29 protein-coding genes, 1 riboswitch and 1 other annotated feature are annotated in these 26,464 nt (G+C 44.0%); of the genes, 16 read left to right on the top strand and 13 right to left on the bottom strand.

What is annotated here, in order from left to right; all coding sequences use genetic code 11:
- Window positions 1-107 precede the first annotated feature (107 nt).
- Together hflD and mnmA are read right to left on the bottom strand one after the other, a co-directional pair.
- On the bottom strand, window positions 108-725 hold the full coding sequence (gene hflD / locus ATB76_RS06615) for a high frequency lysogenization protein HflD (RefSeq protein ID WP_038867098.1): 618 nt from the start codon (window positions 723-725) through the stop codon (window positions 108-110).
- A gap of 10 nt (window positions 726-735) precedes the next feature.
- A complete protein-coding gene (gene mnmA, locus ATB76_RS06610) occupies window positions 736-1,878 on the bottom strand; it encodes a tRNA 2-thiouridine(34) synthase MnmA (protein WP_038867100.1) in 1,143 nt (380 codons plus the stop codon).
- 190 nt (window positions 1,879-2,068) lie between these two features.
- Here mnmA and ATB76_RS06605 point away from each other — a divergent pair, with 190 nt between their 5' ends.
- Both ATB76_RS06605 and ATB76_RS06600 read left to right on the top strand, forming a co-directional pair.
- Window positions 2,069-2,338, top strand: coding sequence for a hypothetical protein (locus ATB76_RS06605; RefSeq protein ID WP_038867102.1), 270 nt, complete (start codon window positions 2,069-2,071; stop codon window positions 2,336-2,338).
- A 116-nt stretch (window positions 2,339-2,454) separates the two neighbouring features.
- Window positions 2,455-3,759: an inosine/guanosine kinase gene (locus tag ATB76_RS06600; RefSeq protein WP_061034909.1), complete on the top strand. Its 1,305-nt coding sequence runs from the start codon at window positions 2,455-2,457 to the stop codon at window positions 3,757-3,759.
- Window positions 3,760-3,892: 133 nt separating this feature from the next.
- Here ATB76_RS06600 and ATB76_RS06595 read toward each other — a convergent pair whose 3' ends face one another.
- Complete coding sequence (locus ATB76_RS06595; protein ID WP_038867108.1) at window positions 3,893-4,300, bottom strand: H-NS family nucleoid-associated regulatory protein; 408 nt, start codon at window positions 4,298-4,300, stop codon at window positions 3,893-3,895.
- A 599-nt stretch (window positions 4,301-4,899) separates the two neighbouring features.
- Window positions 4,900-5,080, top strand: a riboswitch (Lysine riboswitch).
- Window positions 5,081-5,189: 109 nt separating this feature from the next.
- Between ATB76_RS06595 and tet(35) the strand changes: the two genes are divergently transcribed.
- The 9 genes from tet(35) to hisIE all read left to right on the top strand — a co-directional run bounded on the left by tet(35) (window position 5,190) and on the right by hisIE (window position 14,352).
- Window positions 5,190-6,791 (top strand): tetracycline efflux Na+/H+ antiporter family transporter Tet(35), encoded by a 1,602-nt coding sequence (gene tet(35) / locus ATB76_RS06590; RefSeq protein ID WP_038881452.1) that lies wholly within the window; start codon window positions 5,190-5,192, stop codon window positions 6,789-6,791.
- 180 nt (window positions 6,792-6,971) lie between these two features.
- Window positions 6,972-7,110: a sequence feature (His leader region), on the top strand.
- 53 nt (window positions 7,111-7,163) lie between these two features.
- Window positions 7,164-8,060 (top strand): ATP phosphoribosyltransferase, encoded by an 897-nt coding sequence (gene hisG / locus ATB76_RS06585; protein WP_038867112.1) that lies wholly within the window; start codon window positions 7,164-7,166, stop codon window positions 8,058-8,060.
- A gap of 5 nt (window positions 8,061-8,065) precedes the next feature.
- Window positions 8,066-9,376 (top strand): histidinol dehydrogenase, encoded by a 1,311-nt coding sequence (gene hisD, locus ATB76_RS06580; RefSeq protein WP_038881450.1) that lies wholly within the window; start codon window positions 8,066-8,068, stop codon window positions 9,374-9,376.
- 12 nt (window positions 9,377-9,388) lie between these two features.
- A complete protein-coding gene (gene hisC / locus ATB76_RS06575; protein WP_061034908.1) occupies window positions 9,389-10,429 on the top strand; it encodes a histidinol-phosphate transaminase in 1,041 nt (346 codons plus the stop codon).
- A gap of 71 nt (window positions 10,430-10,500) precedes the next feature.
- The gene (hisB, locus tag ATB76_RS06570) at window positions 10,501-11,574 is read left to right on the top strand and encodes a bifunctional histidinol-phosphatase/imidazoleglycerol-phosphate dehydratase HisB (protein WP_038867120.1); all 1,074 of its coding nucleotides are present in this window, start codon (window positions 10,501-10,503) and stop codon (window positions 11,572-11,574) included.
- Window positions 11,575-11,600: 26 nt separating this feature from the next.
- Window positions 11,601-12,215: an imidazole glycerol phosphate synthase subunit HisH gene (gene hisH, locus ATB76_RS06565; protein WP_042601847.1), complete on the top strand. Its 615-nt coding sequence runs from the start codon at window positions 11,601-11,603 to the stop codon at window positions 12,213-12,215.
- 12 nt (window positions 12,216-12,227) lie between these two features.
- Entirely contained in the window at window positions 12,228-12,965 is a 738-nt protein-coding gene (hisA, locus tag ATB76_RS06560) for a 1-(5-phosphoribosyl)-5-[(5-phosphoribosylamino)methylideneamino]imidazole-4-carboxamide isomerase (protein ID WP_005390889.1), read from the top strand.
- Window positions 12,947-13,720 carry an imidazole glycerol phosphate synthase subunit HisF gene (gene hisF / locus ATB76_RS06555; protein ID WP_004749837.1) on the top strand — a complete coding sequence of 258 codons (774 nt, stop codon included), beginning with the start codon at window positions 12,947-12,949 and terminating at the stop codon, window positions 13,718-13,720. Before hisA ends, hisF begins: the two co-directional genes overlap by 19 nt.
- Window positions 13,717-14,352, top strand: coding sequence for a bifunctional phosphoribosyl-AMP cyclohydrolase/phosphoribosyl-ATP diphosphatase HisIE (gene hisIE, locus ATB76_RS06550; RefSeq protein WP_038867126.1), 636 nt, complete (start codon window positions 13,717-13,719; stop codon window positions 14,350-14,352). Before hisF ends, hisIE begins: the two co-directional genes overlap by 4 nt.
- A 280-nt stretch (window positions 14,353-14,632) precedes the next feature.
- Here hisIE and ATB76_RS06545 read toward each other — a convergent pair whose 3' ends face one another.
- From ATB76_RS06545 to ATB76_RS06530, 4 genes are all read right to left on the bottom strand, one after another.
- On the bottom strand, window positions 14,633-15,142 hold the full coding sequence (locus ATB76_RS06545; protein ID WP_038867128.1) for a YchJ family protein: 510 nt from the start codon (window positions 15,140-15,142) through the stop codon (window positions 14,633-14,635).
- An 87-nt stretch (window positions 15,143-15,229) separates the two neighbouring features.
- The gene (locus ATB76_RS06540) at window positions 15,230-16,444 is read right to left on the bottom strand and encodes an EAL domain-containing protein (protein WP_038867130.1); all 1,215 of its coding nucleotides are present in this window, start codon (window positions 16,442-16,444) and stop codon (window positions 15,230-15,232) included.
- Window positions 16,445-16,543: 99 nt separating this feature from the next.
- Entirely contained in the window at window positions 16,544-17,281 is a 738-nt protein-coding gene (lpxH, locus tag ATB76_RS06535; RefSeq protein ID WP_038867132.1) for a UDP-2,3-diacylglucosamine diphosphatase, read from the bottom strand.
- A gap of 58 nt (window positions 17,282-17,339) precedes the next feature.
- Window positions 17,340-17,834, bottom strand: a complete 495-nt coding sequence (locus ATB76_RS06530; RefSeq protein ID WP_038867134.1) for a peptidylprolyl isomerase — start codon at window positions 17,832-17,834, stop codon at window positions 17,340-17,342.
- Window positions 17,835-18,038: 204 nt separating this feature from the next.
- Here ATB76_RS06530 and cysS point away from each other — a divergent pair, with 204 nt between their 5' ends.
- Both cysS and ATB76_RS06520 read left to right on the top strand, forming a co-directional pair.
- A complete protein-coding gene (gene cysS, locus ATB76_RS06525) occupies window positions 18,039-19,421 on the top strand; it encodes a cysteine--tRNA ligase (protein ID WP_038867137.1) in 1,383 nt (460 codons plus the stop codon).
- A gap of 87 nt (window positions 19,422-19,508) precedes the next feature.
- Window positions 19,509-20,087 carry a thymidine kinase gene (locus tag ATB76_RS06520; RefSeq protein ID WP_038867139.1) on the top strand — a complete coding sequence of 193 codons (579 nt, stop codon included), beginning with the start codon at window positions 19,509-19,511 and terminating at the stop codon, window positions 20,085-20,087.
- Between the two features lie 76 nt (window positions 20,088-20,163).
- Here ATB76_RS06520 and ATB76_RS06515 read toward each other — a convergent pair whose 3' ends face one another.
- From ATB76_RS06515 to ATB76_RS06505, 3 genes are read right to left on the bottom strand one after another with little or no spacing between them, the layout of a single operon-like run.
- The gene (locus tag ATB76_RS06515) at window positions 20,164-20,802 is read right to left on the bottom strand and encodes a YdcF family protein (protein WP_061034907.1); all 639 of its coding nucleotides are present in this window, start codon (window positions 20,800-20,802) and stop codon (window positions 20,164-20,166) included.
- The gene (locus ATB76_RS06510) at window positions 20,799-21,626 is read right to left on the bottom strand and encodes an NAD(P)H-binding protein (protein ID WP_061034906.1); all 828 of its coding nucleotides are present in this window, start codon (window positions 21,624-21,626) and stop codon (window positions 20,799-20,801) included. The genes ATB76_RS06515 and ATB76_RS06510 overlap by 4 nt, the downstream gene beginning before the upstream one ends.
- Before the next feature lie 28 nt (window positions 21,627-21,654).
- On the bottom strand, window positions 21,655-22,530 hold the full coding sequence (locus tag ATB76_RS06505) for a LysR family transcriptional regulator (protein WP_038867146.1): 876 nt from the start codon (window positions 22,528-22,530) through the stop codon (window positions 21,655-21,657).
- A gap of 89 nt (window positions 22,531-22,619) precedes the next feature.
- Here ATB76_RS06505 and ATB76_RS06500 point away from each other — a divergent pair, with 89 nt between their 5' ends.
- Window positions 22,620-23,045 (top strand): PACE efflux transporter, encoded by a 426-nt coding sequence (locus ATB76_RS06500; protein ID WP_038867149.1) that lies wholly within the window; start codon window positions 22,620-22,622, stop codon window positions 23,043-23,045.
- A gap of 82 nt (window positions 23,046-23,127) precedes the next feature.
- Here ATB76_RS06500 and ATB76_RS06495 read toward each other — a convergent pair whose 3' ends face one another.
- A complete protein-coding gene (locus ATB76_RS06495; protein WP_038873668.1) occupies window positions 23,128-23,364 on the bottom strand; it encodes a TIGR02647 family protein in 237 nt (78 codons plus the stop codon).
- Between the two features lie 299 nt (window positions 23,365-23,663).
- On the opposite strand from ATB76_RS06495, the gene focA reads away from it, so the two are divergent.
- Window positions 23,664-24,524: a formate transporter FocA gene (focA, locus tag ATB76_RS06490; RefSeq protein WP_038873665.1), complete on the top strand. Its 861-nt coding sequence runs from the start codon at window positions 23,664-23,666 to the stop codon at window positions 24,522-24,524.
- Window positions 24,525-24,582: 58 nt separating this feature from the next.
- Here the strand turns inward: focA and ATB76_RS28075 are convergent, their stop codons facing one another.
- Both ATB76_RS28075 and ATB76_RS06485 read right to left on the bottom strand, forming a co-directional pair.
- Window positions 24,583-24,720 carry a hypothetical protein gene (locus ATB76_RS28075; protein ID WP_102389571.1) on the bottom strand — a complete coding sequence of 46 codons (138 nt, stop codon included), beginning with the start codon at window positions 24,718-24,720 and terminating at the stop codon, window positions 24,583-24,585.
- A gap of 256 nt (window positions 24,721-24,976) precedes the next feature.
- Window positions 24,977-25,771, bottom strand: coding sequence for an ABC transporter permease (locus ATB76_RS06485; RefSeq protein WP_038873662.1), 795 nt, complete (start codon window positions 25,769-25,771; stop codon window positions 24,977-24,979).
- Between the two features lie 465 nt (window positions 25,772-26,236).
- Here ATB76_RS06485 and torE point away from each other — a divergent pair, with 465 nt between their 5' ends.
- Window positions 26,237-26,416, top strand: coding sequence for a trimethylamine N-oxide reductase system protein TorE (gene torE / locus ATB76_RS06480; RefSeq protein WP_005450728.1), 180 nt, complete (start codon window positions 26,237-26,239; stop codon window positions 26,414-26,416).
- The last annotated feature ends 48 nt before the right edge of the window (window positions 26,417-26,464 follow it).

Raw genomic sequence — 26,464 nt, 5'->3', positions numbered from 1 at the left:
ATAACTGTGGCAATTGTCACGAATATTGCGCAAACGTTTGCGCGGGATTTGTTTTGGTAGAAAAAAATGAGCTCGCGATAAACGCGAGCTGCTTATTTATTACCTTATTACATACGAGCAAGAAGAATTTGTGCTTGCTCGACCATCTTTTTGCGTCCAAAGATTAAGTGGCGACGTTTACCGCCAACTTGGCGCCAGAGTACTGCACTACGGATACCTGATAACAACAACGCGCGAACTTTGTGTTGGTTAGAGGTTTGTTGCAGCACGGATGGGGTACCGGTAACTTGAATGCGAGGGCCGATAGGGCTAACAACATCCAAGTAAATGCTTGCTAGGTTGCTGATCATTTGATCGTCCAGCAATTCAAAATGTTCCGTTTGACGCTGAGCCATTTGGATACGGTCACCAAGTTGTGACATTGCATCGTTGCGGCCTGTTAGCTTGCGTTCTAATGCCATTAGGCTAATGATGTAGCGAGTAACTTCACTCCCTGACGGGGTGCTATCAATCCCTTTCACTAAGCACTCAAGACCCAGCTTTAAGTCGGATTCACGACCAAAGACACCAATAGTGTTCGCTGGGTTTGTATTGATAATGGCGTTAATTGACGTTTCAAAGGCATCTTGATCACAATGTCCGTCTTTCGCTGCCTGTTGAACCAATGCAACAGCTTGGCAAATGCCTGCGAAAGCGATAGTACGGTCATAAAGTGTATTCGCCACGTAACGACTCCTAAGCTTGAGAATATTTAATGCGTTGCTCGATGATGCCGCCACCTAGGCACACGTCATCTTTGTAGAACACGGCCGATTGACCTGGCGTCACGGCAATTTGTGGTTCGTCAAAGATCACCTTAATGTTCTCATCATCGATAGGGATGATTGTACAAGGAATATCTTCCTGACGGTAACGTGTTTTCACTGTGCACTTCATAACATCGCGAATTGGTTCACGATCTACCCAGTGAAGTTGTGATGCAAGTAGACCTTCTGATTTTAGCATCGGGTGGTCTTTACCTTGTACCGCAATCAAAACATTACGCTTTAGATCTTTCTCGCCAACGAACCATGGGTCTTCGTTACCGCCGCCGCCTTTTCGTCCACCGATGTGAAGACCTTTACGCTGACCAAGCGTGTGGTACATCAGGCCTTGGTGTTGACCAATCACTTCGCCTTCTGGTGTTTCAATGTTGCCAGGTTGCGCAGGTAGGTATTTACCGAGGAACTCAGTGAACTTGCGCTCACCGATGAAACAAATACCCGTCGAGTCTTTCTTCTTCGCGGTGATTAGATCTTGCTCTTCCGCAATGCGGCGAACTTCTGGCTTCTCTAGGTCACCAACAGGGAATAGGCTACGTGCAATTTGCTCGTTGCTTAATGTGTACAGGAAGTAGCTTTGATCTTTGTTGCCATCGAGACCACGTAGCATCTGTGGTTTTTCCTGTTCTTCACCAGATAAAGCGTTCTCTGGGAATGAACGACGTACGTAGTGACCCATTGCAATGTAATCTGCATCAAGCACTTCATCAGCGAACTCTAGGAATGCTTTGAACTTGATTTCTTTGTTACAAAGAATGTCTGGATTTGGTGTACGGCCAGCTTTGTATTCTGCAAGGAAGTACTCAAATACGTTATCCCAGTACTCAGCAGCAAAGTTGATGGTGTGTAGGTGAATGCCCAGCTTGTCACATACTGCTTGAGCATCAGCAAGGTCTTCTGCTGCTGTACAATATTCTTCGTTGTCATCTTCTTCCCAGTTCTTCATGAACAGGCCTTCTACTTGGTAGCCTTGTTGCTTTAGAAGATACGCAGAAACAGATGAATCAACGCCGCCGGACATACCGACGATGACTTTCTTTTGGCTGTTATCAGACATTACTAAACACCACTTAAATAAACGGGACGCAGATTCTAACAGAATCCACAGACCGGTGACAGATCCGAGATCGAAATCACACTTCGATTTTGGCTTAAATTTATCCAAATACGAACGTGAGCGTTAAATTCGATAAGTATAGAAGGGTTATATATGGCATAGTTGGCAAAAATCCAAGAGGAAAAATCAAATGACTGAAGAAAACCAATTTATGCAAGAAGCTGAGTTGATTGAAATTGTAGAGAATCAACTTGAAGATGGTAACCCTATTAAAGTCAAAGAGACGTTAATGCGTTTGATGATGACTGGCACACCACGTGAAGATGCGGTTGCGATGATGGCGTGTGCTATGTCTATCGAGATTTTCGACGTGATGAAAAATGAAGGTGAATTCAATCTAAAGCGCTATACCGAACACCTCGAACAGCTGCCTGATTTGGGTTTCATGGAAGGCGAATAGAGCGTTAGAAAATAAAAAGCAGGGTGCAAACGTTTGCTATAATCGCTTTTATTGCTGCTTTATTGTCAGCGGTATAGAATCCGTTCTCCTTTTCATCCCTTACTCAGACTAACAATATGAAATTTCCTGGACAACGCAAATCGAAGCACTATTTTCCTGTTCATGCTCGTGACCCATTGGTGAGCCAAGCACAAGAAAGCAAAAAGATGACGCGCACTCACATCATTGGTATTGATCAGACTCTGGTTGATATTGAGGCGAAAGTTACAACGGATGTGATTGAAAAGTACGGTTTGAGTAAAGGACACTCGTTGGTAATTGATGACGCAACAGCAGAAGCGCTTTATCAACAATTAAAAGAAGAATGCCTAATTACCAATGAGTATGCAGGTGGCACGATTGGTAATACGCTACACAATTATTCTGTGTTGGCAGATGACCGCTCAACGCTTCTGGGTGTAATGAGCCAAGATATCAAAATCGGCAGCTACGGTTACCGTTACTTATGTAACACATCAAGCCGCATGGATCTGAACTACCTACAAGGTGTTGAGGGTGCAATTGGTCGTTGTTTTGCTCTTATTACTGAAGACGGTGAACGTACTTTCGCTATCAACGAAGGTCAAATGAACCAACTTCACCCAGACAATATCCCTGAAAAGATTTTCAAGAGTGCGTCGGCTTTAGTACTGACTGCATACCTTGTTCGTTGTAAAGAAGGCGACCCAATGCCGGAAGCAACGATGCGTGCGATTGAATACGCGAAGAAACACGATGTACCTGTTGTATTAACGCTAGGTACCAAATTCGTTATTCAAGATGACCCTACATTCTGGCAAGAGTTTATTCGCGATAACGTTTCTGTTGTTGCAATGAATGAAGATGAAGCGGAAGCATTAACGGGCGAATCTGATCCTCTAGCAGCATCGGATAAAACGTTAGATTGGGCTGATCTAGTGCTTTGTACTTCTGGCCCTGTTGGCCTATTTATGGCTGGTTACACTGAAGATAGCGCGAAACGTGAAACTTCTTTGCCATTACTTCCTGGTTCTATTGCTGAATTTAACCGTTTCGAATTTAGTCGCCCAGCGAAGAAAGATACGTGCGAGAATGCAATTAAAGTATATTCACATATCTCTCCATACATGGGTGGCCCAGAAAAAATTAAGAACACCAATGGCGCAGGTGATGCGGCATTGTCTGCAGTTCTTCACGATATGGCGGCAAATAAATACCACAAAGAAAATGTGCCTAACTCAAGCAAGCACAGCAATGAGTATTTAACTTACTCTTCATTCTCTCAAGTTTGTAAATACGCAAACCGTGCAAGTTATGAAGTGTTAGTTCAACACTCTCCACGTCTTTCTCGCGGCCTGCCGGAGCGTGAAGATAGTTTGGAAGAAGCATACTGGGAACGTTAATTAATCACGTTGAATTAGGTAATTCCTAGCATACGAAAAATGGCGCATTCCAAATGCGCCATTTTTGTATCTATTTACAGATAAATAAAAAGGTTCCCATTTGGGAACCTTTTTTAATTTCATAAATCTTTTATTAGATTAGGAAATCGTCTAGAGATTTACCTGCATCAAGTTGCTCTTGGATTGATGAAGGTGTACGACCTTGACCCGTCCAAGTTTTTTCTTCGCCGTTAGTGTCAGTGTACTTGTACTTAGCTGGACGAGGAGCGCGTTTAGCTTTCGCTTTAGTCTTCGTTTCGCCAGATAGTGCACTGATTAGTGCTTCAACGTCGATACCGTCTTGAGCGATTTGCTCAGCGATAGCTGCAAGTTTTGCTTCTTGCTCAGCAAGTGCTGCGCGGTCAGCTTCTTCAGCTTCTTTACGCTCTTCAACAACGATAGTTAATTTATCTAGAGCTTCTTCCAATTGTTCTAGAGTCAGCTCACGAGAGAATGCACGAAGGCTACGGATATTTAGAAGTGTTTTAGTCAGCTCTGACATAACGATTCCTATTAATAGGTTAAAAGGTTCAACACTAGTTATCGATACGATTAATTAAATGCTAAACGAGAAATAAAACATAGAGTCCTTATATTTAACTTTATCTTTCTCATATGTGCAAATGCTAATTCATGATTTAGATTAAATTTCTTGGGTTTTTTCGTAATAAAGCAATATTAATTTACAGATATGAATTCTTAATTGAGTTTAACCTCAGTTTTTTCATTATAGATACTGCGTTTTTCTCGATTAGTGGTTTCTTTATTTATATGTTGAATTCTATTTCTCTCAATCTGACAGAAAAGTAGGAAAAGAGGGAAAACCGAATGTCATATTTCTTTCATTTATTGTTAGAACACAAAACATGAAGAATTGATGGTAGTAATAAAGTTTCATAAAAGACAGCATTGTCGTGATTGCAGTTGCTCAATCTATAGGTGGCTCACATTCTATTTATAAATCAAAATTGCGATTATTTATTCATTTAATTTAGTTTGATGTGTTGCATTGGAGGTCTTCATGAGTACAATGGCTGTCACCTGATGCAATATTGCAGATAATTTGTTGTTAATTTGTACAATTAATGGTTAATTATTTGTTGTTGCCGTAGAGGTGCAGTCTCGAAGAGTAGCTATTATTGGGGTGATGCCAATGAATAATAGTGGAAGGCGAAGATTGCCGAAGTAAGTGGCCTATCAAAACCACTTGCTGGGGTTGTCTCTGAAAGGAACAACACTGCCATAGTATATTTACATTAAACTATGGAGCGCTACTGTAGGGTTGGGTGGAGTGTTCGCTTCCCTGTCGCTAAGTTCAACATGAGCACGTACCGTATGCTACGTGACTTGTCTGCAGTAGATCTCTAGCCAAACTTTGGTTTTTGAAGATCATGAATTTAATAGATTTTGCACATTCTCCTGTTTCGTTACTACCGCCGATTGTCGCTTTGACACTGGCGATTTTAACTCGACGCGTATTAGTTTCTCTTGGTGTAGGTATCGTACTTGGTGCGATTCTGCTTAATGATTGGTCTATCGGTAACACGATAGGTTATGTGAGTTCTCAAGTTTCTTCTGTCTTTATTGAAGACGGCGGTCTTAACACTTGGAACATGAGTATTGTCGGTTTCCTAATTCTTTTAGGTATGACAACGGCGCTATTGACGCTATCTGGTGGTACTCGCGCTTTCGCTGAATGGGCGCAAACACGAGTTAAAAGTAAACGTGGCTCTAAACTTCTTGCTGCCTTCTTAGGCGTGTTCATTTTTGTCGACGATTACTTTAACAGTCTTGCTGTTGGTGCGATTTCTCGTCCAGTAACAGACCGTTTCTATGTGTCTCGCGCTAAACTGGCGTACATTCTAGACTCCACCGCAGCTCCTATGTGTGTGATTATGCCTGCTTCAAGCTGGGGTGCTTACATCATTACGATCATCGGCGGTATCTTGGTGTCACACGGCATCACTGAATACTCAGCACTCGGTGCGTATGTTCGTCTTATTCCAATGAACTTCTATGCTGTATTTGCTCTACTTATGGTATTTGCAGTAGCGTGGTTCGGTCTTGATATCGGTAAAATGCGTGAGCACGAAATTGCAGCCTCTCAGGGCCGTGGTTTTGAAAAAGACAAAGAAAACGACACGCAAGAAGCACATGAACTAAACGAAGAGCTAGATATTCGTGAAAGCGAGAAGGGTAAAGTTTCTGACCTAGTTCTCCCTATCGTTACGCTTATCATTGCGACGATCGCTTCTATGCTTTACACCGGTGGGCAGGCCCTAGCCGCTGACGGTAAAGAGTTTGCGCTCCTTGGTGCGTTCGAGAACACTGATGTAGGTACTTCTTTAGTTTACGGTAGCTTGCTGGGCCTTGCGGTTGCACTATTTACTGTACTTAAGCAAGGCATCCCAATGGCGGAAATTGGCCGCACACTTTGGATTGGTGCGAAGTCAATGTTTGGTGCGATCCTTATCCTTGTGTTTGCTTGGACTATCGGCTCTGTTATCGGTGACATGAAGACAGGTTCTTACCTATCGACTATGGCTCAGGGCAATATTAATCCGCATTGGCTACCAGTCATCCTATTCTTGCTATCTGGCCTAATGGCGTTCTCGACAGGTACGTCGTGGGGCACGTTTGGTATCATGCTCCCTATCGCGGGCGACATGGCAGGTGCAACAGACGTAGCGCTTATGCTGCCAATGTTGAGTGCAGTACTGGCAGGTGCGGTATTCGGTGACCACTGTTCACCAATCTCTGATACGACCATTCTGTCGTCGACAGGTGCCCGTTGTAATCACATTGATCACGTATCGACTCAGTTGCCTTATGCATTATCAGTCGCGCTTGTTTCATGCGTGGGCTTTATCGCTCTTGGTATGACTGCGTCTATCGTATTCTCTTTCATTGCTGCGTCGATTACTTTTGTTATCGTTTGCGCAATTTTGTCATGGCTTTCTAAGTCAAAAATGGCATCATGTCAGAACGCTTAATTGCTTGATAATTAAAATAAAATAAAAGGGGGCTTCGGCCTCCTTTTTTATTTGTATTATACAATTCGATTTTTTTTAAAATTAAGGGTTGAAAAAAAGAATCAGCTTGGTTAGTGTGGTTACTAACAAAGCAACTAAGACGAGCCTTGAAATAAGTATGCGCAATTTTGTAATGAACATTCATCACCATCATCACCCAATTTAGTCTTTCGGGAGATGCGCGCATACCCGGGAGACAGGATACTCCCGGAGGTGAAAATCAAAGTGTAAACAGATTTCAAACCCTCGGGAGACCAAAATCTCTCGAGGGTTTTTTAGTTTTACTGGTTTATAAAATATTTAGATTATCGAATCTGGCACAGGGATAAAGCAATGCAAACACAACGCTTAAGAATCGCAATTCAGAAAAAAGGCCGCCTAAGTAAAGAGAGCCAAGCTCTATTGAAAAAGTGTGGTGTGAAATTCAATGTAATGGGTGAGCGTCTGGTCGTTCATTCTGAAAATATGCCCATTGATTTGTTATTAGTTCGCGATGATGACATCCCAGGTTTAATTATGGATGGTGTTGTTGACCTAGGTTTTATTGGTGAGAATGAATTAGAAGAAGTTCGTTTAGACCGTAAAGCTTTGGGCGAACCTTACGATTTTGTTCAGCTTCGTCGTCTTGATTTTGGCGGCTGCCGTTTGTCTATCGCAATCGACAAAGACGAAGAATATAACGGTCCTCAAGATCTAGCAGGCAAACGCATCGCAACCACGTACCCGCAACTGCTAAAAGCTTACATGGATGAAGCGGGTGTACCGTTCTCAACTTGTATGCTGACTGGCTCTGTAGAAGTTGCGCCTCGAGCTGGTCTAGCAGATGCTATCGCTGACTTGGTTTCTACTGGCGCTACGCTAGAAGCCAATGGTCTAAAAGAAGCCGAAGTTATCTTTAAGTCGAAGGCAACGTTAATTCAACGCAAAGGTGAGTTTGACGCCGATAAAGTTGCGCTTATCGATAAGCTATTGACTCGTATGCAAGGCGTGCAGCAAGCAAAAGAATCAAAATACATCATGCTACATGCACCTGCTGAGAAGCTTGAGCAAATTAAGTCTCTATTACCGGGTGCAGAAGACCCAACGGTATTGCCTCTATCTGCTGACAAGCAAAAAGTTGCGGTTCATTTGGTAAGTACTGAAAACCTGTTCTGGGAAACCATGGAACAGCTAAAGGAACTGGGTGCGAGCTCAATTCTGGTACTACCAATTGAAAAAATGATGGAGTAATCGCAATGAGAACAGTTGTATGGCAATCGCTGAGTGAAACTCAACAAGACTCGATTCTAGAACGTCCGGCAATCGCAGAAGGCGCAAACATCACTGCTGCGGTTTCTGAAGTAATCGCAAAAGTTCGTAAAGAGGGTGATGCTGCATTATTGGAGCTGACTGAGAAGTTTGACCGTGTGAAGCCGGAATCCATTCGTGTATCAGCTCAAGAAATCGATGAGGCGTCTGCTCGCCTTTCTGAAAAGATGAAAGGCGCGCTTGAGCAAGCTTATGCAAACATCTCGAAGTTTCATAAAGCACAAAAGCCACAACCAATTAAAGTAGAAACTCAGCCGGGTGTCCTTTGTGAGCAGGTAACGCGCCCAATTCAAAAAGTGGGTTTGTACATTCCTGGCGGTAGTGCGCCATTGCCTTCGACTGTTCTAATGCTCGGTGTTCCTGCAAAAATTGCAGGTTGTCGTAAAGTGGTGCTTTGCTCTCCACCGCCAATCGCTGACGAGATTCTGTACGTAGCTAAACTGTGCGGCATTGATGAAGTGTACAACGTTGGTGGTGGCCAAGCCGTCGCTGCAATGGCTTATGGCACAGAGACTGTATCTAAAGTTGATAAGATCTTTGGTCCAGGTAACGCTTATGTGACGGAAGCAAAACGTCAGGTTAGCAATGATTTCCGCGGTGCTGCGATTGATATGCCTGCAGGCCCATCTGAAGTGCTTGTGATTGCCGATGAAACCGCAGATGCAGACTTTATCGCTGCGGATCTTTTGAGCCAAGCAGAGCACGGTCCTGACTCTCAAGTGGTACTTGTGACTCCTTCTCCTGTTATTGCGGATCAAGTGACGGATGCGGTTCAACGTCAGCTTAAAGAGTTATCTCGTGCGGAGATCGCCGAGCAAGCATTGGCGTCAAGCTTGATTATTATTGCTGAGTCTCTCACTCAATCTATTTCGATTTCAAATTACTACGGTCCTGAGCACTTAATTGTTCAGACTAAGAACCCTCGTGAGCTTCTACCTCTATTAGATAACGCAGGTTCTATCTTCCTAGGTGATTGGTCGCCTGAATCAGCAGGTGATTACGCATCGGGCACCAACCACGTTCTTCCTACTTACGGCTACACACGCACGTATTCAAGCTTAGGTTTGGCTGATTTCTCCAAGCGCATGACGGTTCAAGAACTGTCTGCTGATGGTCTAAAGAACCTTGCGCCAACAGTGGTAACGATGGCGGAAGCAGAAGGTCTGGATGCGCACAAACGTGCAGTAACAATCCGTACTGAGAAACTAACCCGCACAGAAAAACTGGCAGCTAAGTAAGAGGATATTGAGATGGAAAAGCTAGCGCGCAAACAAGTCCAAAAACTTACCCCTTATATGTCGGCTCGTCGAATTGGTGGTACAGGTGACGTATGGCTGAACGCCAACGAATCGCCATTTAACAATGAATACAAAACAGACTTCGCTCGCCTTAATCGTTACAGCGAATGTCAGCCTAAAGAACTGATTTCTGCTTACGCAGCCTATGCGGGTGTAAAACCAGAACAAACGCTGACTTCTCGTGGTGCAGATGAAGGTATTGAATTACTGATTCGTGCATTCTGTGAGCCGAGTGAAGATGCGATTTTATACTGTCCACCGACTTACGGTATGTACGCTATCAGCGCAGAAACCATTGGTGTCGAGCGTAAAACCGTGCCGCTAACGTCAGATTGGCAACTAGACCTTGCAGGCATCGAAGCCAATCTGGATAACGTCAAATTGGTTTTCGTATGTTCACCAAACAACCCAACGGGTAACTTAGTTAAGCGTGAAGATATTGTCTCTCTGCTTGAGATGACAAAAGACCGTGCAATCGTGGTGATGGATGAAGCGTACATTGATTTTTGCCCGGAAGCATCAACGGTAGATTTACTGGCGCAATACCCGAATCTCGCAATTCTGCGCACTCTGTCGAAAGCTTTTGCGCTTGCAGGTCTGCGTTGTGGATTTACGCTTGCGAACGAAGAGCTGATTAATGTACTTCTTAAAGTTATCGCACCGTACCCAGTCCCGGTTCCAGTGGCAGAAATTGCGACTCAGGCGCTTTCAGAAGCTGGTTTAGCGCGAGCGAAGTTCCAAGTGCTCGATTTGAACGCGAACCGTGCTTACTTGCAAGTTGGCCTTTCAATGATTCCGGGTTTGGAAGTTTTTGAAGGATGGGGTAACTACCTATTGGTGAAATTCCCAGATGGCGATGATGTTTTCAAAGCAGCTTGGGATACGGGGATTATCCTGCGTAACTCGCCAATCGAAGACTGTGTGCGTATCAGCGTGGGTAACCGCGACGAGTGCGAAAAAACGCTTGGATTTATTAGAAACTACTACGCATAAGTAGAGATAAAATTAATCGCTCTCGCTCAATAGCGGGAGCGCCAAAAGAATAGCAATAAGGAAGTTCTCGAGTGAGCAAACAACAAAAAATCCTTTTTATTGATCGTGATGGCACCTTAATTGTTGAGCCGCCGATTGATTTTCAAGTAGACCGTTTAGACAAACTAAAGCTAGAGCCATTTGTTATCCCAAGCCTGTTGTCGTTGCAGGACGCTGGATACCGTCTAGTGATGGTAACGAACCAAGATGGTTTGGGTACTGACAGCTACCCACAAGAAGATTTTGATGCACCACACAACATGATGATGGACATTTTTGAATCTCAGGGTGTGAAGTTTGATGACGTGCTGATTTGTCCTCACTTCGATGAAGATAACTGCTCTTGCCGTAAGCCTAAATTAGGCTTGGTCAAAGAGTACCTTCAAGGTGGCAAAGTTGATTTTCAAAACTCCGTTGTGATTGGCGATCGTCAAACCGATCTTCAACTTGCAGAAAACATGGCAATTCGTGGCATTCAATACAACCCAGAAACCATGGGTTGGAAACAGATCCTCAAAGATCTCACAGTGAAGGCGCGCGTTGCTGAAGTGGTTCGCACCACAAAAGAAACAGACATCAAAGTATTCGTTAATCTTGATGAGCAAGGCGGTAACGATATTTCTACAGGTCTTGGCTTCTTTGACCACATGCTGGATCAAATCGCGACACACGGTGGATTTCAAATGGTGTGCAAGGTGGAAGGTGACCTGCACATTGATGATCACCACACAGTAGAAGATACCGCTCTTGCGTTGGGTCAAGCGTTGAAAGAAGCACTGGGTGACAAACGTGGTATTGGTCGCTTTGGCTTTAGTCTTCCAATGGATGAGTGTTTAGCACAATGTGCACTAGACCTATCTGGTCGTCCTTACCTCAAGTTCGACGCGCAGTTTAGCCGTGAGCAAGTAGGTGATCTTTCAACAGAGATGGTGGTTCACTTCTTCCGCTCTCTGACTGACACATTAGCGTGTACGCTGCACCTGTCTTCTGCGGGCAACAATGATCACCACATCATTGAAAGCTTGTTTAAAGCGTTTGGTCGTACTTTGCGCCAAGCAATCAAAGTAGAAGGTACTGAGCTACCAAGTAGTAAAGGCGTGCTTTAAGGCTAACCTTAGCAAGGAGAAAAACAGTGACAGAACAGAAAGTTGTCATTATCGATACTGGCTGTGCCAACGTCTCTTCGGTGAGGTTTGCTATTGAACGCCTAGGCTATGACGTAACAATTTCAAAAGATCCGCAAGTTGTATTGTCGGCAGATAAGCTATTCCTACCGGGCGTGGGAACCGCTAGCGAAGCGATGAAAAACCTAGAAGAGCGCGATCTGATCAGCTTGGTAAAACAGGTAGAAAAGCCGCTGTTAGGTATCTGTTTAGGCATGCAACTGTTGGGCAAAGTGTCTCAAGAGAAAGGGCAGAAAGCCGATGAGTTGGTTGAGTGTCTTGGACTTTGTGATGGCGAAGTGAAGCTACTACAAACTGGCGATTTGCCACTGCCGCATATGGGTTGGAATACAGTGTCTGCAAAAGCAGGTAATCCACTTTTCAAAGGTATTGAAGAAGGAGAGTATTTCTACTTCGTGCACAGCTTTGCAATGCCTGTTGGAGATTACACGATTGCTCAATGTAAATACGGTAACCCGTTCACAGCAGCAGTACAAAGCGGTAACTACTACGGCGTACAATTCCACCCTGAGCGTTCTTCAAAAGCGGGCGCGAAGCTTATTCAAAACTTCTTAGAATTATAAAAGGGATTTAGTGTGATTATTCCAGCTCTTGATTTAATTGAAGGACAGGTGGTTCGCCTTTATCAAGGTGATTACGGCCAAGTAACCGAGTACAAAGTCGACCCAGCAGAGCAGTTCAACTTGTACCACCAAGCGGGTGCTAACTGGCTGCACTTGGTGGATTTAACTGGCGCGAAAGACACGACAGCACGCCAACTTGATTTGATTGCAAAGCTACTAGCAAGCACACCAGCGAACATCCAAATCGGTGGTGGTGTGCGTACAGAGCAAGACGTGATTGATCTGTTAGAAGCCGGTGCGCAGCGTGTTGTCGTTGGCTCAACAGCAGTAAAACAGCCAGAGCTTGTGAAAGGCTGGATGGAAAAGTATGGCGCAGAGAAAATCGTTCTCGCGCTAGACATCAACATCGACCAAGACGGCACACGTAAAGTAGCGATTTCTGGTTGGCAAGAAGATTCAGGGGTGACCATCGAAGCTCTGATCAACGATTACCTAACGGTAGGTTTGCAGCACGTGCTTTGTACGGACATTTCTCGTGACGGTACGCTAGAAGGCTCAAACGTAGAGCTTTACGTTGACCTATGCAAACAGTACCCACAAGTGCAGTTTCAATCTTCAGGTGGCATTGGCTCATTAGCGGATATCGAAGCGCTAAAAGGCAGCGGTGTGGCTGGCGTTATTGTTGGTCGTGCGTTGTTAGATGGTAAGTTCACAGCAGAGGAGGCGTTTGCATGTTGGCAAAGCGAATAATTCCATGTCTTGATGTTCGTGATGGACAAGTGGTAAAGGGCGTTCAGTTCCGTAATCACGAAATCATTGGCGACATCGTTCCTCTGGCACAGCGTTATGCTGAAGAGGGCGCTGACGAGCTTGTGTTCTACGATATTACCGCTTCAAGTGATGGTCGTGTCGTAGATAAAAGTTGGGTCGCTCGCGTTGCTGAAGTGATTGATATTCCTTTCTGTGTGGCTGGTGGTATTAAATCAGCGGAAGATGCAGCGCGCATTCTTGAGTTTGGTGCAGACAAGGTGTCTATCAACTCACCTGCATTGGCAAATCCGCAGCTGATTACTGACCTAGCTGATAAATTTGGCGTTCAATGTATCGTTGTTGGCATCGATTCATACTACGACAAAGAGACGGGTAAGTATCAGGTTTACCAGTTTACTGGTGATGAAGAACGCACCAAAGCAACTCAATGGGAAACACGTGACTGGGTGCAAGAAGTACAAAAGCGTGGCGCTGGTGAAATCGTATTGAACATGATGAACCAAGACGGCGTGCGTAACGGCTACGATATTGAACAACTTAATATGGTGCGTGAAGTGTGTAACGTGCCATTGATTGCATCGGGTGGTGCAGGTGCCATGGAGCACTTCGCAGAAGCCTACCAAAAAGCAAATGTGGATGGCGCGCTTGCCGCATCGGTATTCCATAAGCAAGTCATCAATATTGGTGAACTAAAGCAGTATTTGAAACAACAAGGCATTGAGGTACGACTATGAGTGTGAAAGCCGCCGAAGTAAGTTCGCTAGCTGAGCGAATCAACTGGGAAAAGGTGGATGGTCTGGTACCTGCCATCGTACAAGATTTCCAATCAAGCCAAGTGCTGATGATGGGTTACATGAACCAAGATGCGTTGGCAAGAACGGGCGAAACGGGTCAAGTGACGTTTTTCTCTCGTACCAAGCAACGTCTTTGGACGAAAGGTGAAACCTCTGGCAACGTATTGCAATTGGTGAACATTCAGCTCGATTGTGACAACGATACGCTACTGGTGAAAGTGAATCCTATTGGTCCTACGTGTCACTTGGGTAACACAACTTGCTGGGATGTGGACCCTCAAGAGGAGTCACAAATGGTGTGGCTTCATCAACTTGAGCAGCTATTGGCTGCCCGCAAGAGTGCCGACCCAGATTCCTCTTATACTGCCAGTCTTTATGCCCGTGGCACCAAGCGTATTTCGCAAAAAGTGGGCGAAGAAGGCGTTGAAGTCGCGCTTGCGGCGACGTCGGGCGATAAGGCGGAGTTAGTGTGTGAATCGGCAGACTTGATTTACCACTTAATGGTATTGCTTCAAGACCAAGGTCTATCGATGAATGACGTAGTGAATAAACTGAAAGAGCGTCATAAATAAGCTGCGATAGCTAAATGAAAGCCCCTATGACCCAAGAGTCTAGGGGCTTTTTTAATGTAATATTGTTGATTCGGTGGGGAAACCTGACAGCAGAGCTTAAGGTGATTAGATTCTGAATCACGCTTGTTCTTCGTTGTTGAGAATGACGATATACTTTGTAATGGTACTTGAGACCGCGTTACTTATTTCAAATCGAAGAACACTTTACGTCATTCCGACGAGCCTAGGCGAGATCAGGAATCTCATTAAAGCAGGCTTAATAAGCTAGGCGTGGGTGCGATTACCCACAACACTTCTTAAATTTCTTACCGCTTCCACAGATACACGGATCGTTACGACCGACCTTTAGGCTGCTTACCGGTTGGCTTAAGCGAGGATCTTGTTCAGGCTCTTTCTCGTCTTCTGGAAATGTGCCGTCAATGTAGTACCAAAGCCCATCTTCTTTCACGAAACGAGACCGCTCGGTCATGCAGTAGCGTTTGCCGTTTTCGTCAAAGTAAGCGTTGAATTCAACAAAACCTTCATTCTCGTTGCTACTCGCTTCGGCTTTTACTACCTCAAGCTTGCACCAATCGCTGTCGATGGATTGGGCAATGCCTTCACGTTGCTCTTCTGCATTACAGCTTGGGTGGTAAGTGTTCACCACGTAATCCACTAGACCTAACACATGCGCACTGTAACGAGAGCGCATTAACTGCTCCGGAGTGGTGACGTCAGCATGGTTATTGTGGGCAATTTCACAACACTGTTGGTAGGTGCGGTTAGAGCCGCAAGGACAAGAAGAAGCCATAAAATGAAATCTCGATTAATTAAGCGGTAAAAACAAACAACCTCACATAAGTGAGGTTGCAGGTATTCTTTGGGGCATTATAGCCGTTTAGGGCGTTTGAGACAGCAGTTCTTGAGCCCAAGCCGTGGATTGGCTAAACGCTTTGGCTAATTGTGGCTCAGTGAGTTTTAGGGCGGTACAGTATTTCTCTGTCATTTCCCAATCTGCTTTCTCGTAAGCGATGATCATTGAGAGAAGGTAACCCAAAACACCTTTGTGCCCAGTTAAGGCATGTTTAATTTCTTCATCGACAGGTATATCACTGATGACATCTTCAAGAGGTTGGTCGAGGAGAGAGCCTAACAGTGAAAACATCCCAGTAAGAAATGCCTGACCTGGGTCATATTTGGTTTTCATTTGGCTCAACAAAATCTCACACATACGTGCGCGTTGAATCGCTAATGAGTATAGAGAGTCAGGCTTGTCTTCATGTACCGAAGCAATTGCAACAAGAGAAATAAAGCGTCTTAAACGTTCTTCGCCTAGATAAACCAATGCTTGACGGAAAGATTTGATCTTAGTGGTGAGCGTGTAGCCAGAATTGACATAAGTCAGAAGCTTGTACGACAGCGTGACGTCGATAGAGAATAAACGCTCGACTTCGTTAAAGTTAATCGGCTTGTCGGCAATTTCTTTACACAACTGAATCACCGTTAGAAACGCTGGATTGAGGCGTTTCTTCTGAATCATTTCTGGTTTGCTAAAAAAGTACCCTTGAAAATAGTTAAAACCCGCGTCCATCGCTTGTTCGAATTCTTCATAGGTTTCAACTTTCTCGGCCAAGAAATCAATATCAAAATGAGACAGGGCTTGAATATAAATGGCGGCCTTGTCTATCGGCACTAAGCGAATGTCGAATTTGATGATAGCGACGTAAGGTAAGAAGCGTTTCCAAGCTTTGGTTGGAACAAAGTCATCTAACGCTACGCGATAGCCAGAAGCATGAAGGTGTTTAATGGCATTCAACAACTCATCCGTCGGTTCACAGTCTTCGAGAACTTCAACCACTAAGGATTCATTTGGGAATAAAGTTGGTACAAGGTTAACTAAGCTTTGGTAGGGAAAGTTAACAAAGCCAAGTTTATCGCCCAGCGTGCTGTAGTGCGTTGATAGGAAATGATCAGATAGAAGTCGACTAGTAGCCAGCTCAGGTTCTACTTCTGGGAAGGTATTTTTCGGACCGTCACGAAAGAGAAGCTCGTACCCAATGGTACGTTTTTCTCTATCCAGAATCGGTTGGCGAGCTACGTATGAATACTTCAATGCGGTATTATGTTCTGTTTAACTTAGTATTACGATGATAGCGATTTTCTGCAAAATTTCTATGCTTTGAGCGTCAATCTTTTACATGCTTGGCAGGCTTTACTTCATTTCTGTGTGAAACGGCCGTGTTTGAAGGTCAAAACCACCAGAATTTACTTGTAAAACTGAGCCTTGGGTATACCAATCACCTAAGACAATGCGAGTGGTTTTAACACCATTTAGCTCGAAAAAATGTGTATTTGGGCGATGAGTGTGTCCATGAATCATCAGGTTGACGCAATTCTGAGACAGCACGTGTTCAACTTCACCTTGGTTCACATCCATGATATCGAGAGACTTAGTCTTTTTGTCATCGCGAATATCCGATTGAACTTTAGAGACAATTCTTTTTTTAACAAACCATGGAATACGATTAAAAAGCCATTGTAACCAAGGTTTGTGAACCGTCTTGCGAAACTCTTGGTATTTGATGTCGTCAATGCAAAGGGTGTCGCCGTGCAAAATGACGGCTTTTTGGCCGTAAAGATCAATCGTGCACACGTCGTCGAGTAATGTGATGCCCGTTTCCTTACAAAAGCGTTTGCCCAATAAGAAGTCTCGGTTGCCTTGGATAAAATAAACAGGGACGCCCATATCCGTTAGTGTTTTAAATTCCGCACGGATTTGGTCTGCAAAAGGGGTGTTATCATCATCGCCAACCCAGAATTCGAATAAGTCACCAAGTACGTACAGGGCTTCAGCCTCGATGGCTTCTGTTCGCATAAAAGTCTCGAAGCATTCGGTAATGTCCGGACGGGAAGGGGCGAGGTGAAGATCAGATATAAATAATGTCGTCATAGAAATAAGGGGAGGCGATGCCTCCCCACTAACTTATCTCTTTGGTAATTCGTATGAATTACTCTTCGATTGTTGTACCAGTGATCGTTACGTCTTCTAGAGGTACGTCTTGGTGCATGCCGTAAGAACCAGTGCTAACGCCTTTGATCTTGTTTACGATGTCCATGCCTTCGATTACTTCACCGAATACACAGTAACCCCAACCATCTAGGCTTTCGCTACGGAAGTCTAGGAACGTGTTGTTGTTTACGTTGATGAAGAACTGAGAGCTTGCTGAATGCGGCTCCATAGTACGTGCCATAGCAAGTGTACCCACTTTGTTGCTAAGACCGTTGTTTGCTTCGTTCTTGATAGGTGCACGTGACGCTTTTTCACGTAGACCAGACTCCATACCGCCACCTTGGATCATGAAGCCATCAATAACACGGTGGAAAAGTGTGTTGTCGTAGAAACCGTCGCGGCAGTACTGAAGGAAGTTTGCGCTTGTTTCTGGCGCTTTCTCTTCGTTTAGTTGAATCTTGATGTCACCAAAATTAGTGTGAAGGGTGATCATGCTACTTTCCTTTACTATGTTGTATTCAAAGAGGGATTCTAGCCTAAGTTAATACGCATGGAAAACTCAGGATCATCAAAATATACGCTTTGTGCTTGAAGTTTAGCCGATTATCGTTTTATCCGTTAATTGCTATTACCTAATAAGGTCGGAGTTGATATACTCCTTGTTCTCGTAATTCATTCACAAGCATAGATAGAGATCATGTTAAAGATATATAACACACTGACAAGACAGAAAGAGGAATTCAAACCAATTACAGCCGGCAAAGTTGGCATGTATGTCTGTGGAGTTACCATTTACGATCTCTGTCACATTGGTCACGGTCGTACGTTTGTTTCTTTTGACGTTGTGTCTCGCTACCTTCGTTACCTAGGTTACGATCTAACATTTGTACGTAATATCACTGATATTGATGACAAAATCATCAAGCGTGCGGCAGAAAATGGTGAGTCTTGTGATTCTCTGACTGAACGTTTAATCGGCGAAATGCATGCGGACTTTGATGCACTAAACATGAAGCGTCCGGACGTTGAGCCTCGTGCAACTGAATTTATCGCAGAAATCATCGAGCTGGTTGAAAAACTAATCGAGCGTGGTTTTGCTTACGTTGCAGACAATGGCGACGTAATGTTTGAAGTAGGTAAGTTCAATGAATACGGCAAGCTGTCTAAGCAAGACCTTGATCAGCTTCAAGCTGGTGCTCGTGTTGATATCGAAACTGCAAAACGCAGCCCGTTAGACTTCGTACTTTGGAAGATGTCTAAACCAGGTGAACCAACATGGGAATCGCCATGGGGCGCGGGTCGTCCAGGTTGGCACATCGAATGTTCTGCAATGAACTCGTCAATCCTAGGCAACCATTTCGATATTCATGGCGGCGGTTCTGACCTTCAGTTCCCACACCACGAGAACGAAATCGCGCAATCATGCTGCGCTCATGACACGCAATACGTGAACACATGGATGCACAGCGGCATGGTAATGGTAGATCGTGAGAAGATGTCTAAGTCTCTAGGTAACTTCTTTACTATTCGTGACGTTCTAGGTCATTACGATGCTGAGACAGTTCGTTACTTCCTAATGTCTGGTCACTACCGTAGCCAGCTAAACTACAGCGAAGACAACCTAAACCAAGCACGCGCGTCTCTTGAGCGTCTATACACATCTCTACGTGGTCTGGATCTAAATGCTGCGCCAGCCGGTGGTGAAGAGTACGTAACTCGCTATACAGCAGCGATGAACGATGACTTCAACACACCAGAAGCTTACTCGGTACTGTTTGACATGGCGCGTGAAGTAAACCGTCTGAAGACAGAAAATCTAGAGAAAGCGAGCGAGCTAGGTGCGCTAATGCGTGAACTGGCTGACGTGATCGGTATTCTTCACCAAGATCCAGAAGCGTTCCTAAAAGGTGATGCAGGTGACGACGATGAAGTGGCTGAAATCGAAGCACTAATTAAGCTACGTAACGATTCTCGTGCAGCAAAAGACTGGGCTAACGCAGATATGGCTCGTGACAAGCTGACTGAAATGGGTATCGTTCTAGAAGACGGGCCGGAAGGCACAACGTGGCGTCGTAAATAACGATTGAATCTTAAAAAGGGGCTGATGATTCAGCCCTTTTCTTTACAAGCTTTTATAAATTCTAAACTTTAACGAAGGTAGTGCTCTGTGGCTCAGATGTATTTCTATTACTCGGCGATGAACGCGGGTAAATCAACGACTCTTCTTCAATCTTCTTTCAACTACCAAGAGCGCGGTATGACGCCAGTGATTTTCACTGCGGCACTTGATGATCGCTACGGTGTTGGCAAGGTAAGTTCACGTATTGGTTTGCAATCAGACGCACAGCTGTTCCGTCATGATTCCAACCTATATCAAGAAATCGCTGCACTGAATGAAGTGGAAAAACGCCACTGTATTTTGGTTGATGAATGTCAGTTCTTGTCAAAAGAACAGGTTTACCAACTAACTGAGGTGGTTGATAAGCTTCATATTCCAGTACTTTGTTATGGCCTTCGTACCGATTTTCTTGGCGAACTTTTTGAAGGCAGCAAGTACCTATTGTCTTGGGCTGACAAATTGGTCGAATTAAAAACTATCTGTCACTGTGGCCGTAAAGCAAATATGGTGATTCGTACTGACGAAAGCGGCGTTGCTATCAAAGAAGGCGATCAAGTTGCTATTGGTGGGAATGACAGCTATGTATCGGTTTGTCGCCAACACTACAAAGAAGCACTTGGCAAGTAAACGGCTCTTGATAAGAGAAAGCCACCAGATTTGGTGGCTTTTTTTATTGTTTGTTAGCAGGTGGTTGAGTGAAGAGTTACACTAGACCAAATTCAAACTTTTCTTGCAGTGCTTGATAAGAGGATTCAACGTGAGCAGGAATTTCTTGCTCGGTTTGAAAGCCTTTTTCTGGGTAGGTTTTAATCCTAGAAAAATCTTCCATTAACGCGGCTAAAACCATCATCAACGGCATGTCTTCATTGATGTATTCAAAGAAAGGATGTGCGGTTGAGGTCACTAGTAGTTGTGAATATGAAGATTGCCACTGTTTTTCGAAAGTGGCGATGGCGCGTCTTTCCATAAATGGCTTCTGAACTAGAATCAGAGAATCACAGCAGATCCCTTTTTCTATCAACAACTGTTCAGTGAATCGAACATTCTCGCCGCTGTTGCTCGATTTTGTCTCTACAACAATGGACTCACTTGGGACGCCAGCGATTCTCGCAATTTCAGCAAAGGTTTCGGCTTCGCTTTTCTCAAACAAGCCATCTGTAAATCGCCCTTCACCTCCAGAAAACACAATCAAGGGCGCAAGTTTTTGGTGGTAAAGCTTAGCGGCGTATTCAGCAACACGTAGGTCATTACTGCACATAACAAACAAGCAGTCAGCCGATTTTAAGTCATGTTTGAGCTGCATGTAGTCCCACAAGGTTTCGATGTGTTGATAGAGTTTCATAGTGCATCCAGCGTTGAGTTGAATTGGAACTGGTAGCCAAGCGCAATAAGCTTGTCAGCAAGGATTCGTTTATCGGCAGTTTCAGTGACTGGTGGGAGGGCAATATCTAAATCACTTCTTGTAATGGCCGCTTGGTAAAATTCGGCCTTGCTGACGGTATTCGGCGTTGTGGCGTTCACAACTTCATTGCTGATTTGATTGAGAGCGAAAGCCGTTGCCGCCACAGCATCGTTTTGATGCACCATATTCGCAGGGGCTTTACGGCTCACTTGTTTCAATCGCAGTGCAAAGCGAGAAGGGTGGCGGTCAGAGCCAATTAAACCACTACAACGGACGATGGCGTAATCGATGCCGGACTCAATCACGTATTGCTCAGCTTGTAGCATAATGCGGGCGTTGTCAGAGAAGTGTTCTTTCGACTGGGCCAATGCCAATGTGGCGTCTTCTTCTTTCATATCGACGGCTAGGTTTGGGTATACCGTCGTTGAGCTGACCATCAAAATCTTTTCAACGCTACTCACTTTTACCGCTTTACTTAAGCGATACCATTGCTGTGCGTACTCTTGCCCATTTCCTTTACGAAAGCCAGGAGGGAAAGCGCCGACAATACGTTCGATATGGTGCTGTTTGATGATATCAATGAGTCGCTGCTCAGAGTTCGGTTCATTGAGATCGAGCAGAGCAGTTTGAACGGAAGGTATTGGAAACTCATCCAATCGAGTTTGGCTGCGTCGAGTGACGATAACTTGATGTCCTTGGTCAATAAGCGTTTGTGCAAGTGGTGTGCCTAACCAGCCTGCGCCGACGATCAATGTATTTGCCATCTGTAAGTTCCTACTTCTTCATCCCTGATTAAGATTCAAACAGGGTTTGTAATTCTAATCTGGCTTGTTGGTGTAGAGGATCGGAGTGCCATTTCTGATGTTGTATCAGATCGATGTTGACTTGCCATGCCAGTTTTGTGAATTCTTCGCCAATTTTGATCAGCGTATTGGGTGCATGTGACACCAAATGGTTTGGAAGAAAACACCAACCAAATCCCTTATTTGCCAGTTCTAATAAGATGTAATAATTATCAGCGTACCAGATATCTGGGCTAACTGCCTGATTGAGTCCGCTCGTATCGGTATTTTTTGAACGTATAACCAGTTGTCTATGCTGCTTTAACTCATCGATATGACGCACTTTTTGTTTCGCTAAAGGATGCTGGGAAGAAACAAAAACGTCAAAACCGATATTACCTAGGTTTGAGTAATCGATATTCTGTGGCATTTGTAAGTCGCTGAGAATAATACCTGTGGTTGCTCGACCTGATTTAACGAGTTCGATGATATCTGGACTGGAGCCTGTTAAACACTCAACTTGGATATATGGGAATTGTTGCTCTAGATTTTTGAGTGCTTGGGGTAGGTTAGTCAGTGGGATACCTTCGTCAACCGCAAGAATAAACTGCGTCGCGTGTGGTGAAAACAATTGAGATGCTTTGTTATTCAGTCGGTCGAGTTGACTGATGGTGGCTAACGCGTAGGGCAAAAGTTCATGGCCTTTTTCGGTGAGTTTTGGGTAGCGTCCTGTTCTATCAAACAGATCGACGCCACAATCGAGCTCCATGTTCATCACGTGTTGGCTTACCACGGACTGAGCTCGTCCAAGTTTTCGTGCAGCTGCAGAGAAAGATCCTGCTTCAGAAGTTGCGACAAAGGCCTGTAGTTGTTCAATAGTAAACATATCGTTTTTACCGATGGTATCTAACTTTTACTTATCTAGATGATAGATAAAATGTCAGCCATTGAGTAGAACAATTTAGGTAAAAACACATGGCACGTAACGAACGTATCTTTCACGCTATCCTATTTGAGCTGTTTGCATTGGCGATGATTATCCCAGCGGCTTCACTTGTCACAGGGAAAGGCTCAAGCGATTTGGCTGTCGTTGGTATTGGGTTGAGCTTGTATACGGTAGTCTGGAACTACATTTACAATTTGTATTTTGACAAATGGTTTGGGTCAAACCGAGAAGAAAGAAGTTTAATGGTGCGTATTGGTCACACGGTTGGATTTGAAGGTGGGTTGATATTTATCACCATTCCGGTCATTGCGTGGTTCTTACAAATTACATTGCTGCAAGCACTCGCATTAGAGGCTGGATTCTTAATCTTCTTTTTGTTTTATGCAACTGGCTTTAATTGGGTTTATGACAAGGTCAAACCTTACGGCAAAATGAAAAAGCTGATCGCCCAATAAGAATTCAGAACGAATGACAAAAACAGAAAAGCCACCGAAAAGGGTGGCTTTTTACTAAGAAGATTGGAACAAGCTTGTGAGATTACTCTGCTGAAAGAACTCGAAGGATCTTGTCGGCATGTTCTGCAACTTCGATTCCTTCGTCGGTTAAATAACCACCATCAGGCTGAGTGCATAGTTGTTTTTCGTATAGGCGGGCAACCGCTGCCTGCATGTCTTCTGAAGCTTCTTTGTGGACTTTAATGCCCGTAGCTGCACTGGTTAAGTCGAATTGAAGAAGTAGGTTCAGTTCGGCGATGTGGTCAGCTGAATATTTCATAGGTAATTCCTTTGTGCTTTTTTATCCAAGCTAGTCTGAAAACTTAGGTTGAGCAATAGAAAACCGTGAGAAGTGTTAAGTGTGGCGCTATCGGCCTGATATAACGCGGAATTTTTATTCGATGGTAAACATCGCTCCCAAATATTAATGATGGTTAAGACAAGAACTCATAGTTGAGTTTTATCGATCACTCTCTCAGCAACAACAAATTTAGTAAACATGAAAAATAGCCCTTGAAAAACTCTGGAAATGGAGCGATTATCCGCGCCTCGTTAATTGTTTCTAAATGTTACACTTCCATGAACTTCAATCAGTTTGACTCACTCTTACCACCTCAGGCTGCTGAACGTGCCGCCGAAGTAGGTGTTGGCAAAGCGACTAAAGCCCCAATGAAGTCTTTTCTGCTCGCTATTTCAGCAGGTCTTCATATCGGTATCGCTTTCATTTTCTATACAACCGTTACCACTGGTGCGGGCGATATGCCTTGGGGTATTACTCGCTTAATCGGTGGTTTGGCTTTTAGTCTTGGTCTTATTCTAGTCGTGGTGACAGGTGGTGAGTTGTTTACCAGTTCTGTACTCACACTGGTTGCACGCGCCAGCGGCAAGATTTCATGGAAAGCCTTAATGAAGAACTGGCTGGTTGTGTACTTCGGTAACATGGTTGGCGCAATATTGCTGGTGGTATGTATGTTGATCACTAAGCAATATATGTTCGATGGTGGCCAAGTAGGTCTGAATGCGATGGCTATTTCTCAGCACAAACTGCATCATGGCTTCTTCCAAGCGATTGCGCTGGGCATCATGTGTAACGTTTTAGTTTGTATCGCGGTTTGGATGACCTTCAGTGGTCGTACGCTAACAGACAAAATTGCCGTTATGATTCTGCCTGTAGCGATGTTTGTATCAGCAGGTTTTGAACACTGTATTGCAAACATGTTCCAAGTGCCGATGGCGATTGGTATTAAATACTTCGCTCCAGAATCGTTCTGGCAAATGACAGGCGCGAATATCGCAGATTATGCAGATTTGAATATGGTTGGCTTTATCATGAACAATCTTATTCCTGTAACGATTGGCAATATCATTGGTGGCGGTGTCTTCGTAGGCATGTGGTATTGGATGATTTATCTACGCGATGAAGATAAGCACCTTAAATAGAATTGAAAAAGGCAAGCCAACTTGGGCTTGCCTTTCTTTTATCTGCCGTTTGAAAGGGTTAGATTAACTCTTCGTTAATACCAAACTCCTTCGGATTCCAGTGAGACGTTATTTCTCTTGGCTCTTGTACCAACCAGTCCACTGGTGAATCTGACAGCAATTCATCTGCGTTTTCCTGCATGATTAACTTATCCATAGTGACTCCTCCCTTTGTGGTTAACTGCACTCTAGAGTCTCCATATGTCAGTTGAATGACTGCTTTATGACCATTTGGGGGGCGTGGGAGATAATGGCTTCTAATTGATGTTATGTTTCTGGTTGCTTATGGGTTTTGGTGGTTTATCCACATTTTCTGTGGATAACCTGTCTTAAAGATCGTGTGTATCTTTTTGGAACAAGAAAAATTCATAAAATGAGACGCTTATGTGGTCATGTATTCGCCATTCGACTAGTTAATCCTTGTTGATAAACTTAACTTTCACGCGACCTTCTCTTGTTTGTACACAGCTCAATGTCATTTCCAATGTAATCGCAACAGACACACTTAGCATGACGAAAATCGCCAACATGATTATCAATTGATACTTAATTGCCACCATTGGGCTAGCTCCACCAAGGATTTGGCCTGTCATCATCCCAGGAAGGGTCACTAACCCCGTTGTTGCCATAGAAGCGAGGATTGGGGCAAGCGACTTACGTAGTGCTTCTTGAAGGAAAGGGAATGACGCGTATTTTGGTGAAGCGCCAAGTGAGATAGCGGCTTCGTACTCGGATTTTCGTTGTTCAAACGCAGTGAATAGGTTTTGCAAAGCAACAATATTACTACTCAAACTGTTCCCTAACAGCATACCAGCTAAAGGAATTAAGTACTGGGCGTTGTAGAAGGGGACCGGTTTTACCAAGCCTAAGATTATGCCAGCGAGTAGGGGAAAAAGGCTGCACGTTAAGCCTGTGATGAGAGGGAGCATTAGCGGTCTTTTGGGAAGGTTCGCTTTGCCTACAATCGAACTCGCCCCAACGACAATCATGACCAACAACCAGACAAGATTCACAGTTAAGCTATTCAGTTTAAATAGGTACTCAAGATAAACACCCACTAAGAGCAGTTGTACGGTCATACGGGCAATACTGATGGCAGTGTCTTTGGCTATGCCTAATTTGTATCGAGTATTAATGGCAAAGGGAACGATAAGGATCAAACTAAAAAGTGCGAGCTCAAACCAATTAATATCTACAACTTGATTCATAAAGGTTCCCCCAAAAACAACGCTTTGATTCTAACGAAGTAGTATGGGTTTATGAATTGCTAAGCTCTGTTTTTTTTGCAAACTTATCGACAAAAAAGTCAGTCGGATTCTGTGAGTTTTTCTTAACATAACGTTCACAAGGTATTGTCTTTAGTCGAAAAAATAGCGGTTTAGTAGCACGAAAAAATCCATTTAAATGTAAACAAAGTTATCTTTATGTTGTATCTTTAACAAGGTTGCAAAAGACTTATTTTTTCACATCTGTTAATAATTTTAAATAAAGAATATCAATCAAACACATCTCTGGATGAGCTCAAAAAAGTGTTGGATAACAAGGTATGAAGCGTCAGATTTGATTGAACCTTACTGATAGTATGGTCTAACATTTTCCAATAGAGATTGTAAAAAACTTAAGCTTGGTAAGACAGGCTTTCCAATAACACTAGATACAAAATAGGCAAATGTATGAGTGATGTTAACAAAATTGAGAGTGGTGAAAAACGCTCACTGGAGTGGAAGTCTTTCCTCTTCATTGCAGTTGTTCTCTTCCCAATTCTGAGTGTGGCTTTCGTAGGTGGCTACGGATTTATTGTTTGGGCACTTCAAGTGTTCTTCTTTGGTCCCCCAGGTGCGCACGGCATGTAAGCCAGTGAGCTCATAACCACACTTTAGAAAAGATTTTAAGAGAGCAAA

Origin of the sequence: Vibrio sp. MOR3, assembly GCF_001557775.1 — a bacterium.
Lineage (GTDB): Bacteria > Pseudomonadota > Gammaproteobacteria > Enterobacterales > Vibrionaceae > Vibrio > Vibrio jasicida.
Note: the sequence above shows the minus strand (reverse complement) of the source record. Positions and strands in the feature narration are given on the sequence as shown.

What these genes read in the sequence shown, in the direction of transcription:
- mnmA (WP_038867100.1), bottom strand. Translation starts at nt 1,878, where the DNA reads ATGTCTGATAACAGCCAAAAGAAAGTCATCGTCGGTATGTCCGGCGGC.
- ATB76_RS06605 (WP_038867102.1), top strand. Translation starts at nt 2,069, where the DNA reads ATGACTGAAGAAAACCAATTTATGCAAGAAGCTGAGTTGATTGAAATT.
- ATB76_RS06600 (WP_061034909.1), top strand. Translation starts at nt 2,455, where the DNA reads ATGAAATTTCCTGGACAACGCAAATCGAAGCACTATTTTCCTGTTCAT.
- ATB76_RS06595 (WP_038867108.1), bottom strand. Translation starts at nt 4,300, where the DNA reads ATGTCAGAGCTGACTAAAACACTTCTAAATATCCGTAGCCTTCGTGCA.
- hisG (WP_038867112.1), top strand. Translation starts at nt 7,164, where the DNA reads ATGCAAACACAACGCTTAAGAATCGCAATTCAGAAAAAAGGCCGCCTA.
- hisD (WP_038881450.1), top strand. Translation starts at nt 8,066, where the DNA reads ATGAGAACAGTTGTATGGCAATCGCTGAGTGAAACTCAACAAGACTCG.
- hisC (WP_061034908.1), top strand. Translation starts at nt 9,389, where the DNA reads ATGGAAAAGCTAGCGCGCAAACAAGTCCAAAAACTTACCCCTTATATG.
- hisF (WP_004749837.1), top strand. Translation starts at nt 12,947, where the DNA reads ATGTTGGCAAAGCGAATAATTCCATGTCTTGATGTTCGTGATGGACAA.
- hisIE (WP_038867126.1), top strand. Translation starts at nt 13,717, where the DNA reads ATGAGTGTGAAAGCCGCCGAAGTAAGTTCGCTAGCTGAGCGAATCAAC.
- ATB76_RS06545 (WP_038867128.1), bottom strand. Translation starts at nt 15,142, where the DNA reads ATGGCTTCTTCTTGTCCTTGCGGCTCTAACCGCACCTACCAACAGTGT.
- lpxH (WP_038867132.1), bottom strand. Translation starts at nt 17,281, where the DNA reads ATGACGACATTATTTATATCTGATCTTCACCTCGCCCCTTCCCGTCCG.
- ATB76_RS06530 (WP_038867134.1), bottom strand. Translation starts at nt 17,834, where the DNA reads ATGATCACCCTTCACACTAATTTTGGTGACATCAAGATTCAACTAAAC.
- cysS (WP_038867137.1), top strand. Translation starts at nt 18,039, where the DNA reads ATGTTAAAGATATATAACACACTGACAAGACAGAAAGAGGAATTCAAA.
- ATB76_RS06515 (WP_061034907.1), bottom strand. Translation starts at nt 20,802, where the DNA reads ATGAAACTCTATCAACACATCGAAACCTTGTGGGACTACATGCAGCTC.
- ATB76_RS06510 (WP_061034906.1), bottom strand. Translation starts at nt 21,626, where the DNA reads ATGGCAAATACATTGATCGTCGGCGCAGGCTGGTTAGGCACACCACTT.
- ATB76_RS06505 (WP_038867146.1), bottom strand. Translation starts at nt 22,530, where the DNA reads ATGTTTACTATTGAACAACTACAGGCCTTTGTCGCAACTTCTGAAGCA.
- ATB76_RS06500 (WP_038867149.1), top strand. Translation starts at nt 22,620, where the DNA reads ATGGCACGTAACGAACGTATCTTTCACGCTATCCTATTTGAGCTGTTT.
- ATB76_RS06495 (WP_038873668.1), bottom strand. Translation starts at nt 23,364, where the DNA reads ATGAAATATTCAGCTGACCACATCGCCGAACTGAACCTACTTCTTCAA.
- focA (WP_038873665.1), top strand. Translation starts at nt 23,664, where the DNA reads ATGAACTTCAATCAGTTTGACTCACTCTTACCACCTCAGGCTGCTGAA.
- ATB76_RS28075 (WP_102389571.1), bottom strand. Translation starts at nt 24,720, where the DNA reads ATGGATAAGTTAATCATGCAGGAAAACGCAGATGAATTGCTGTCAGAT.
- ATB76_RS06485 (WP_038873662.1), bottom strand. Translation starts at nt 25,771, where the DNA reads ATGAATCAAGTTGTAGATATTAATTGGTTTGAGCTCGCACTTTTTAGT.
- torE (WP_005450728.1), top strand. Translation starts at nt 26,237, where the DNA reads ATGAGTGATGTTAACAAAATTGAGAGTGGTGAAAAACGCTCACTGGAG.